Source organism: Pseudomonas sp. ATCC PTA-122608 (genome assembly GCF_001952855.1).
Lineage (GTDB): Bacteria > Pseudomonadota > Gammaproteobacteria > Pseudomonadales > Pseudomonadaceae > Aquipseudomonas.
In genome coordinates this window covers 119084-126885 of sequence record NZ_LPNO01000011.1, presented here as the reverse complement: position 1 = coordinate 126885, position 7802 = coordinate 119084, and the positions used below count along the sequence as shown (strand labels likewise).

At 61.1% G+C, this 7802-nt stretch carries 4 protein-coding genes; 3 read left to right on the top strand and 1 reads right to left on the bottom strand.

The window, feature by feature from the left end; translation table 11 throughout:
• On the bottom strand, window positions 1-3796 hold a 3796-nt coding region (locus tag AU074_RS11995; RefSeq protein WP_076014907.1), incomplete at its 3' end, for a DUF6531 domain-containing protein.
• Window positions 3797-4162: 366 nt separating this feature from the next.
• On the opposite strand from AU074_RS11995, the gene AU074_RS11990 reads away from it, so the two are divergent.
• The 3 genes from AU074_RS11990 (at window position 4163) to AU074_RS11980 (ending at window position 7795) form a co-directional block, all read left to right on the top strand.
• Window positions 4163-5566: an amidase gene (locus AU074_RS11990; RefSeq protein WP_076014906.1), complete on the top strand. Its 1404-nt coding sequence runs from the start codon at window positions 4163-4165 to the stop codon at window positions 5564-5566.
• Between the two features lie 212 nt (window positions 5567-5778).
• On the top strand, window positions 5779-6537 hold the full coding sequence (locus tag AU074_RS11985) for a DeoR/GlpR family DNA-binding transcription regulator (RefSeq protein ID WP_076014902.1): 759 nt from the start codon (window positions 5779-5781) through the stop codon (window positions 6535-6537).
• Complete coding sequence (locus AU074_RS11980; RefSeq protein WP_076014901.1) at window positions 6515-7795, top strand: M20 family metallo-hydrolase; 1281 nt, start codon at window positions 6515-6517, stop codon at window positions 7793-7795. Before AU074_RS11985 ends, AU074_RS11980 begins: the two co-directional genes overlap by 23 nt.
• The last annotated feature ends 7 nt before the right edge of the window (window positions 7796-7802 follow it).

Here is a 7802-nt window from a genome sequence, read left to right as displayed (position 1 = left end):
GCCAGAAGAACTCGGTGGTCTGGCCGTTGAGGGTTTTGGCGATCCGCCGTCCAAACGAGTCGTAGCGATATGCGGCCTCGATACCGTCCGGCTGGGTGACGCTGATCAGTCGGTGCTGGCAGTCGTAGCGGTATTCGGTAACCAACTGCTGCGCCCGGCCTCGACGTTCGCGCAGGAGATTGCCGAAGGCGTCGTAGTCGTAATGACGGTCGCCTTGCATCAACAGGCGGTTGCCTTTGACGACGCTGGGCCCGACGCGGTCTTGCATCAGCAGATTGCCCGCCGGGTCGTGGACGAAGCGTTCCTGCAGGTCTTGCTCGTGGTTGGCGCGTGTCAGGCGGTCGAGTGGGTCGTAGTGGAAGTCGTGCTGGCCTTTACGGGTGTCGAGGATGCGGGTCAGGTTGCCGCGTTTGTCGTAGTCGTATTGGCGGCGCTGGTGGCGTTGTTCCTGTTGGGTAATGGCGTGGGCGTGCAGGCGGCCCTGGTCGTCGTAGTGGTAGTGGCTGAGAAGTTGGCCTTGCTGGCGCTGGTGTTCGCGGCCGGATTTGAACAGGTGCGAGGTGAGCGGTTTGCCATTCAGTTCGACGGTGGCGAGGTCGCCGCCCTTGTCGTGCAAGAAGGTGAGGCGGTTGTTATCCGGAAGGCGTAGTTTTTCGAGTTGGCCGCATTCGTCGTAGCCATAGCGCAGGGTGCCCCAGCCTTGGTGCTCGGCGGTGAGGCGGTTTTGCAGGTCGTATTCGTAGTGCAGCGGCCAATGACCGTCGTCGACGCTGAGAAGGTTGCCGAGGCGGTCGTAGGCGTAATCAACCGTGTTGCGGTCGGGCAGGGTTTTTCTTACAAGGCGACCGGCGCTGTCTCGCTGATAACCGGTAACCAGCTGACTGCCATCCTCACCGTATTCAGTCTTTTCCAGCAGGTGCCCGGCGAGGTCATAAACATAGGCAGTACGCCGGCCATCAAACCCGATTTCCTGCTGGATCAGGCCATTGGCGTGATAGTCGAGCCGATAGGTTTCCCCAGCCTCGTTTTCGATCTCGGTGAGTAACAGCCGGACATTGTCATAACGGTATTTGAGCTGCGTGCCGTCCGGATTAATCCGACGGCTGATCAGGTGCAGACCGTCGGCATACTCATAGCGAGTAACCCGACCCAGCTCGTCACGTTCGGCAGTGATTTTTCCGTAGGGGTTGTAGCTGAATTCGCGAGTGCCACCGTCGGGCTGAATCACTTTCAGCAAGCGCCCCACGGCGTCCCACTGATACTGGGTCAGCGCGCCATGCTCATCCTCGCAAGCAACCTGCCGTCCCACGTCGTCATAGCGATAACGCCGCACACCGCCATTCGCCAGCTTCTCCTCAATGAGCTGACCACGTTCGTCCCAGATCAGCCGCTGGCTGCTGTTGTCCGGATACCAGACGCCGGTGAGCTTTCCATGTTTGGTGTAGGTGTATTCGGTGTAATTGCCGTCCGGATCGGTCTTACGGGTGATATCGCCCTGATCGTTACGCTGGTATTTCCACACCGCGTCACCACGGCGTACAACCCGTACGAACCCGTTGTCATGCTCGTAGGACGTGGGTGCATCATCATCGGGAAACAGCGCAATCAACCGACCGGCTTCGTCGTACTGATACGCCGTCACCGCTCCCAGCGGATCCTGCTCGACCGTCAGCCGGCCTTTTTCATCGTAGGATTTGAAGTGCTGCGCGCCGTCCGGATCGATCCGCTGCACCAGCCGTGCGCGCTGGTCATGAACGTAGACTTCCTGGCTGCCATCGGCGTTGTGCACGGTGACAGTGCCGTTGTCGTCCCACACATACCGCGTGTCCATCTGCGAAAAGCTGGCCCAGTGCCGGACACACCTTGCAGCCTTGCCAGTCCGTTCCCACTCCCAGAAGAAACTCGCCCCACCGGCCAGTTCCCGCTCCAGGATCACTTGCTGATCGTCGTAGCGATAACGTTCGCTTTCGCCGACAGCGTTGGTCGCCTCAACCAACCGCCACACATCGTCATACTTGTAGGAAACAACGTTCTGCTCAGTAACCCAGCCGAGTTCCCGCTGCACCTGATAGTCGACCGCAACGATATGCCCGCGGTCATACCGCAGCAGCAATCCCTGGCCAACGTGGTTATCGATCCGCTGAATCCGTCCTGAATAGTCGCGGGAAATACGTAGCCGGTTGTCGTACGCATCGCTGATCGACGTCAGCACACCGTTGCGGAAGTGGTAGAAAAGCGACGCCTGAGCCAGAACCAATTCATCAGGCAAACCACCCAGATAAATCGCCGCCTCCGCCAGGCTATTGGTGATGGCTGGCCGCGCAGCAGAGGGCAGGGGAAATGTGGTGCTGCGGTTTTCGTGATCGGTCCACACCACCGATTCACCGCTCACCACCAACCGCTGCGCCAGCGAATGACTCCAGCCAAACCCCAACCCGCAATCCACTTCCACGGCACTGCTGCGATACAACCGCGTCCAGGCAAACGGCAGCACACCCTCCAACGAGCCGTCAGTGAGGGTCAGCAGCTCCTCACCGGTAACCATCGATACCGGGCAGCCATTGGTACAGGTATTTGCCGAACAGACCGAAGCATCCCCATTGGGGTTTTTCGCAGAAGCAGGCACATCATCCACGGGTTCCTGCTTCACCAACGTCGTGCGCGCCGCTTTAGGCTTTCGGACCAGCGCTGCCGGATTCGAAACCTCATTTGCACCGGCCTTCAAAGGCACGGCCGCTGCCTTGATCGACACTGGATCATTTCTAAGCGACACCGGCTTAAGCACACTGGGGTGCCACTCCAGCCGTGGCACGTCGCCCAACTTGGCCATCTGTTCGAGCAACACCCGTGCCCGGCCTGATCTGACCTTGCCCAGCACCTGCGCCCCCAAGCGCACCGCCACACCCATCCCCCCGGTGGCCAACAGCAACAGCAGGTTGAGCAGCACCTCGGGAGTCATTTCCCCCAGCAGCTCGTTCATATCTGGCGGCGGAAGCAATTGCGCCCAACTGAACATCGCGGCCAAATAGATGAACAGCAGGGGTTCATCGCTCAGCACCAGAAGGCCGTTGGCAATTGCCTCTTTGCTGAGCTTCAACAGTTCGTCAAGCTCGCCCTGGGAGATGTAGTGCAGCAATTTTTCGCTGTTGGGTTTGATGTCGGCCAGCAAGTCGTACAGGTTTGGAATGCCGTCCCAAAGGCTGTACAGCGTGTTCGTAATCCCTCGCACGAACGCTTCATCCATCATCTTTCGACGGTCGAGGGCTCTGGCATTTGAATAGTGTTTCCACTGCGCTTCGAAGCTGTTCGTCCATTCGCTGCGCAAGCTGCTTTCCAGCGAGCTGATCACCGACTGATAGGAGGCGTAGAGCGCCTTGACGTGATCCCTGGAAACATTGGGATAAAAGCTGACCTGATACTTCTGGTCGCGGGTGCAGTCGGTGACTTCAAGAATGCCGCTGGGGCCGATGGTTTTATGGACGGGGGGACCGATCGGGCTGCCGTCCTCGGCGATGGCCTGGAGCATGACGGGCGTGTTGCCAATCGGAACAAAGCGCTTGCTCTCAAACATATGCACCAAGGTAAGCGCACCATTGGGTTTGCACACCGCAACGGTGCTGCTTGGGGCTGTAGAGGAAACCGGCGCGACCAAGGCAACCTCATCCCCGACCTTGAACACTTGCTCGACTTCCAGCGCCGAAAAGCTCCAGAAACTCTCAGCCCATTCGTCAAAGGTGTTAAGGCACTGCCTGAAGTCGCTAAGGACTGCCTCTACATCCCTCGTCTCCGCATCCATGGGGGCCAGGGCCAGCCTGCCAATGGCGGGATTCAAGAAGCAGCCCCATCGGGCAGGGCGTTAATCGGAAAAAGCATCGGCGTTCCCTCGCGCTGTGTGATCAGGCGAGGGACTTTGCAGAGGTTCGTAAGAGAAAGAAGTCGGAGCTATCCACTACTACTGATAGGACGTTTCGCCAAACCTGCGACTAACCTGGCGAGCTTCCGTAAGCCAAATCCACTGTAGAAAATAAATCCCACAAAAACCACATACGCAACAATTCCAACTTGACAGCCTCCATTCCCTTGGCGTCTATTGATGTACCCGCTGGATCATTTCGCAGATGTCCCTGGATGCTCAATGAAGACTGATACCTCACTGACTCAAATGCCCAGCGTTCTCCAAGCGGCTGAAAGCATCCGCCATGGCACACTCACCCCCGTGCAATTGGTCGAGCAAAGCCTCGAATCCATCAAAATCCACAATTCCACATTGAATGCCTTTGGCGATGTCTACACCGAGTCCGCACTGGAACATGCCGAAATCCTGACCGCAGAAGCACAGGCCAACCGGTTTCGCGGCCCGCTCCACGGCATCCCCTTCGGCATCAAAGACCTGTTCTCCACCGCCAACCTGCGCACCACCCGCGGTTCGCTCACCGGCCTGGACAACGTCCCCACACAAGACGCCCCGATCATCCGCCGTCTCAAAGACGCCGGCGCGATCATCCTCGGCAAGACCGCCACCACCGAATTCGGCTGGACCGGCGCCAGCACCTCCCGGGTCTTCGGCAACGGCCGCAACCCGTGGAACCCACAACTCACCAGCGGCGGCTCCAGCTCCGGCTCGGCCATCGCCGTGGCAGCACGCATGGTCCCGGCCACGCTGGGCTCCGATGGCGGCGGTTCGGTGCGTATCCCCGGTGCCTTCTGCGGTGCATTCGCCCTTAAAGGCTCCCTCGGGCGCATCCCCACCTGGCCCTGGTCTGCCACTGAAATGCTTAGCCACGCCGGCCCGATCACCCGCACCGTGCGCGACAGTGCGTTGCTCTTCGATATCCTCTCCGGGCCCGACCCGCTGGACCACCAGGCTTTGCCCGCGCCGACCGAGTCCTACCTGGCGCGCTGCGACCAGCCGCTGGGGCCATTGCGTGTGGCTTATTGCCCAACCCTGTTTGATACGCCCGTGAACCCGGTGATCGCAGCCACCGTCGAAGCAGCGGTGCATTACCTCGCAGATGAGCTGCCGGTCACCGTCACCACCTTGACCCTGGACTGGCAAGACCCGCTGGCCACCTTCGAAACCCTGTGGGTGGGCGGGCGCGGGATCGCCTACGGCAAATCCCTGGCCGATCGCCTCGACCAACTGGACCCAGGCTTCGCCGCACTGATCAAACGCTCCGCCGATTACGATTTGGCGGCCTATCTAAACGCCGTGCAACAGCGCGCACTGTTCGCCAATCAGGTACACGCATTGTTTAACGACTACGACGTGCTGCTGATGCCGACGATGCCGATCCTGCCGTTCGCCGCCGACCGGGTTGCCCCGCAAGGCTGGCCAGGGGAGGAGGGCGCGGTGCCCTGGGCCCGGTGGACGCCGTTTACCTATCCGTTCAATATCACCGGCAACCCCGCCGCCAGCCTGCCCTGTGGCTTTAGCCCGAGCGGTTTGCCGATTGGCTTGCAGGTGATCGGGCGGCGCTTTGCCGACGCCCAGGTGCTGCAATTCTGCGCAGCCGTGGAAGCCATCGCCCCTTGGGATCAGCACCTTCCCCCGATGCTGATGCCCTGATTGATTACACCCGGAGTGGGCTCAAAAGAAGCCCTCCCGTGATAAACGCTTTGTGTTGTCCTGCCCTTTCACACCCTGATGAGTGAGAGGTACCCGTGACCCTGTCCATGGCCGTATTACGCTCTATGCTCCCTGCTGGACCGGCTCGCGCCGCGTCTCGCCGTGGGCCGCGCAATACCGGCCGCCTGAACCTGCCCTGGAATACCTCTTTTATGCTCAACCAGCCACGTCTCGACGAAATAATGCTCCTGCTCACCCAACACCAGCGCGTCAAGGCGTCGGACCTGGCGCAGGCGCTGTTCGTCTCCGAAGAAACCATCCGCCGCGACTTCAAGTACCTGGAAGAAGCCGGCAAGCTGCGGCGTATCCACGGTGGCGCGATCCTGCCGCGGCTCAACGAAGAACAGCCGCTGCAAGTGCGCAGCCGCATCAAGCCCCAGGCCAAGACGCGCATCGCAGTGTGTGCGGCGAAGCTGGTGAGTGAAGGCATGGTGCTGTTTCTCGACACCGGCACCTCGACCCTGGCCCTGGCCCAGCAACTGACTGGCTTCAGCCAGTTGCGCATCATCACCAACTCCCTGGACATCGCCCGCCTGATCACCGAACAAAGCGCCAATCAGGTGCTGGTGGTGCCTGGCGATGTACGCCGCAACGACAACGCGCTGATTGGCGCCCATACCCTGGAATTCGTCCGACAGTTTCACTACGACATTGCCTTCATGGGTATCGGCGCTGTCGACCTGGAGCTGGGGTTCATGGACTACCAGGAACCCGAGGCGCTGCTGCGCCGGGAGCTGACCAAGCACAGCCTGCGCAGCGTGATCCTGGCTGACGACGCCAAGTTCGGCCACCGCACCTTTATCAATACGCTGCCGTTCAGCGCCGTCACGACCCTGGTCACCAATCGTGCGCCGTCCGACGATTTTGCGAGCCGCCTGGAGCAAGCCCATGTCGACATCCTTTACCCCTGAGTTGCTGTCGCCCAGTGAACAGGACCTTGCAACCTTCGAGGCGCTGTTCCGCGACACCTCAGCCATCGGCGCGACCCAGGCCGGAGGGCTGCATCGACTGGCCGCCTCGGCCGAAGACGGCGCCGTGCGCGACGTGTTCGCGGGCTGGCTGACTGAACGCGGCTTTGAAGTGCGCGTGGATGCAGTGGGGAATATGTTCGGGTTGATCACCTTTAATCCAGACGCCCCCTACGTGCTGTGTGGCTCGCATCTGGACAGCCAGCCAAGTGCCGGGCGCTTTGATGGCGTGTATGGCGTGCTGGCCGGCGCGGTCGCGGTGGCCAGCGTGGCCCGGCAGTTGCGCGAACGCGGTGAAGTCCCGGCGTGCAACCTGGCGGTGGTGAACTGGACCAACGAGGAGGGCGCGCGCTTCCAGCCCAGCCTGATCGGCAGTAGCGTGTTCACCGGCGACCTGGCCCTGCAAGACGCCTGGGCCTGCCGCGATGGCGATGGCATCAGCCTCAAGCATGCGCTGCAACAGATTGGTTATCTGGGGGAAGGCAAGATCGCGCTGGACGTCGCCGGTTATGTGGAAATCCACGTCGAACAAGGCGGCGGCCTTGAGCGCGACGGCCTGGCCATCGGTGTGGTCCGCGACACCTGGGCCGCCCTCAAGCAACGGATTCGTTTCATCGGCGAACAGAACCACACGGGCCCAACGCCCATGGCCGCGCGCAAGGATGCCTTGCTGGCCGCCGCCCACGCGATCACCGCTGTGCGGGCCGAGGCCGACTTGCACGGTGTGCAACTGCACAGCTCGGTGGGGCGCCTGGAGATTTACCCCAATTCTCCCAACGTTGTGCCGTCCAGCGTGACGCTGCATGTGGAATACCGTTCGCCAGACACTGAGTTGCTGGCCGCTGCGGGTGAGCGCCTGGATGCGTGCCTCAAGGCCACCGCCAGCGCCACGTCAACGGACTACACCGTCGAAAGCCGCGCCCTGCGTGAGCCGACGCACCTGCACCACGGATTTTCCGAACTGGCCTACAGCGTCGGCCAGCAACTGGGCTTGCCCATCGGCAACAGCGTCACTGTGTCAGGCCACGACGCCATCAGCCTGAGCCGGCACTACCCGGTGTGCCTGCTGTTTATCCCGAGCAGCAATGGCGTGTCCCATAACGAAGCGGAGTTCACCAACGAGCAGGACATGCGCAACGGTTTGCACATGCTGACCGCGTTGCTGCACCGCGCCTGTTCCACCCCCAACGCCTACCGCTGAGGTCTGC

Coding starts and splice junctions, on each gene's coding strand:
- AU074_RS11990 (WP_076014906.1), top strand. CDS start 4,163: ATGCCCAGCGTTCTCCAAGCGGCTGAAAGCATCCGCCATGGCACACTC.
- AU074_RS11985 (WP_076014902.1), top strand. CDS start 5,779: ATGCTCAACCAGCCACGTCTCGACGAAATAATGCTCCTGCTCACCCAA.
- AU074_RS11980 (WP_076014901.1), top strand. CDS start 6,515: ATGTCGACATCCTTTACCCCTGAGTTGCTGTCGCCCAGTGAACAGGAC.